Raw genomic sequence first — 2598 nt, 5'->3', positions numbered from 1 at the left:
TGCCGATTCCGATGAAGCCGCCCCCTTGTTCCGAGATGATTGCGCCCCCGGATTCCGGGACGATCTCGCCCCCTGTTTCAAGGGGTCTGCAGGCAGTGATTGTTGTCAGTTCGTTCGAGTGATGTGTCAAGCTTTGCGCGGCAGATTTCGGCGTAGGCTCTCTCCGCTGAGTTCGATGCGATGGGCATTGTGGACGAGGCGATCCAGGATGGCGTCGGCATAGGTGGGATCGCCGATGACGCCGTGCCAGGCAGATACGGGGAGCTGGCTGGTGATGATCGTCGATCGACGGCCGTAGCGGTCCTCGAGGATTTCCAAAAGATCGTGACGGGCCTGTTCGTTGAGCGGCTCAAGACCCCAGTCGTCCAGGATCAGGACCTGAACATGGCCCAGGGTGCGTTGCAGCCTGGCGTATCTGCCGTCACCGCGGGCGAGCGCGAGCTGGGCAAAGAGCCGAGGAACGCGCTGATAGAGAACGGAACGGTCGTCGCGGCAAGCCTTATGGCCGAGGGCACATGCCAACCAGCTCTTTCCGACGCCTGAGGGGCCGCAGATAGCGAGATTGTCGTGAGCGCCGATCCAGTCACCACCGAGCAACTTCATGAAGAGCGCACGATCGAGGCCGCGTTCGGCGCGATAGTCGACATCTTCGGGCGTCGCCTGATGGCGAAGCTTGGCGAACCTGAGGCGCGTGGCAAGCTTGCGGTCGTAGCGGGAACTCCATTCCCGCTCGAGCAGCAGTCCGAGCCATTCGGCATGCGAGAGATGTTCGGCTTCGCCGTTGGCAACGAGTTCGCCGAAGGCCTTGGCCATGCCCGCCAGGCCCATGGCGTTCAGTCTATCAAGTGTTGGATGAGCAAGCATTCTTCGTTCTCCTTAGTGGTAATAGCGAGGTCCGCGGATGTTCTCGTGGTGGATCGGTTCGTGCGAGGCGGCACCATTCGAGCTCGCCGTCCGGTCGAGGTGATTGTCGAGGATGGAGCGCACTGAGCCATAGGTCCGAGCCCCGATCTCCAGCGCTCGGGCGCAAGCGGCATTGACCCTGTCGCGGCCGAAGCTCTTGTTAAGGCGGATAATTCCGAGGCAGGCGCGAAAGCCCTGCTCAGGATGCGGCCGGTCGGCAAGAATGCGCTCGCACAAAAGCTCGACATCCCGTCCCATGGCAGAGGCTTCGCGCCGAATGCGTTCGATCGTCCAGTCGGCAAACCGACGATGCGCCGAAGGCATATGATCGGGGATGGTCGTGTGTTTGCCATTGCCGCTCGAGCGGCGGTGCGCGGCAATCCGCTCGCCCTTGTGGAATATCTCGATCGTGTTGGCGGTGATGCGCGCCTCGACCTGCTCGCGGGCAAAGCGATAGGGAACGGAGTAGTAATGCCGTTCGATCTCGACGTGGTAATCCAGTCCGGCACGCCGGATACGCCACTCGGCGAAGACATAGCGCTCGACAGGCAATGGCCGCAGAGCCGGACGATCGAGTTCCTCGAATAGCTGGCGACGGGTAGCGCCGACCCGGCGCAGAACGCGTTTATCGTTGAGGTCGCAAAGCAGTTCGGCGATCGCCGCATTCACGTCGGCCAGGCTGTAGAAGACCCGATGACGCAGCCGGCCCAACAGCCAGCGCTCGGCAATACGAACCGCGGCCTCCACTTTCGCCTTGTCGCGCGGCCGCCGCGGCCGTGTCGGAAGAACGGCGCTCCCATAGTGCGCCGCCATGGCGCAATAGGTCCTGTTGACCTGGGGGTCGAAGTGGCAGGCCTTGATGATCGCCACCTTGGCATTATCAGGAACCAGAAGCGCCGGCGAGCCGCCGAAGAATTCCAGCGCCTGAACATGGCATTCGACCCAGTCGGGTAGCGTCTCTGTCCAGCGCGCTTGCGCATAAGACAGGCTGGACGCTCCCAGAACCGCCACGAACAGGTGTGCTTGTCGCGTCTTGCCCGACAGCCGATCAACGACGACCGTGACCGTGTCACCGGCATAATCGACGAACAGCTTGTCGCCGGCAGCATGCTCCTGCCGCATCGTCACCGGCAGCTTCAGCGCCCAGCCGCGATAGAGGTCACAATACCGGCTGTAGCGGTAGCCGTCGGGATAACGGCTCATGTATTCGTCCCAGAGAATTTGCAGCGTCACGTGCTTGCGCTTGAGTTCGCGATGGACCTCGGCCCAGTCCGGCTCGGGGCCCGGCGATGACCCGTCTTCGTCCCTGCCGATTTGTAGAGCGCCGCCTCCAGGACGGCATCGCTCACGTCATCACCCAACGGCCACGAAAGACCCGCAACCGTTGCCCGCCGCAGCGTCTCGCGCACCGTCGACGGTGCTGCCCCGACCCGAACCGCAATCGATTTGTGGCCCAGTCCTTGTTCGAAACGATATCTCAGTATCTCGCGGACACGCCGCATCTCCAGTCTCTCCGCAGGCATCCCGTTCCTTCCTCGTCAACATCGACGGAAGGAACTTCACACCGGCAGAACCCCCACGCCACATCCCTTCCAAAGGGGGCGGCATCATCTCGGAACAAGGGGGCGACTATTTCTCGGAATGGAGGGGCGAGATCATTTCGGAATCAGGGCGCGGATTGCCTCGGAATTTGCA

Annotated in this window: 1 protein-coding gene and 1 pseudogene; both read right to left on the bottom strand. The window is 62.3% G+C overall.

Features of this window, described 5'->3' with window-relative positions; all coding sequences use genetic code 11:
- Positions 1-126: 126 nt before the first annotated feature.
- Positions 127-864: an IS21-like element helper ATPase IstB gene (gene istB, locus P9A16_RS35500; RefSeq protein ID WP_023517565.1), complete on the bottom strand. Its 738-nt coding sequence runs from the start codon at positions 862-864 to the stop codon at positions 127-129.
- Between the two features lie 12 nt (positions 865-876).
- Positions 877-2405, bottom strand: a pseudogene (gene istA, locus P9A16_RS35495) (IS21 family transposase).
- Between the last annotated feature and the right edge of the window lie 193 nt (positions 2406-2598).

Origin of the sequence: Shinella sp. 838 (assembly GCF_029623935.1) — a bacterium.
In the GTDB taxonomy this organism is placed as follows: Bacteria; Pseudomonadota; Alphaproteobacteria; order Rhizobiales; family Rhizobiaceae; genus Shinella.
The sequence above is the reverse complement of the archived record's forward strand: the minus strand, read 5'-3'. Positions and strand labels throughout refer to the sequence as shown.

Excerpts from the sequence above, each read along its gene's own strand:
- istB (WP_023517565.1), bottom strand. The coding sequence starts at position 864 with ATGCTTGCTCATCCAACACTTGATAGACTGAACGCCATGGGCCTGGCG.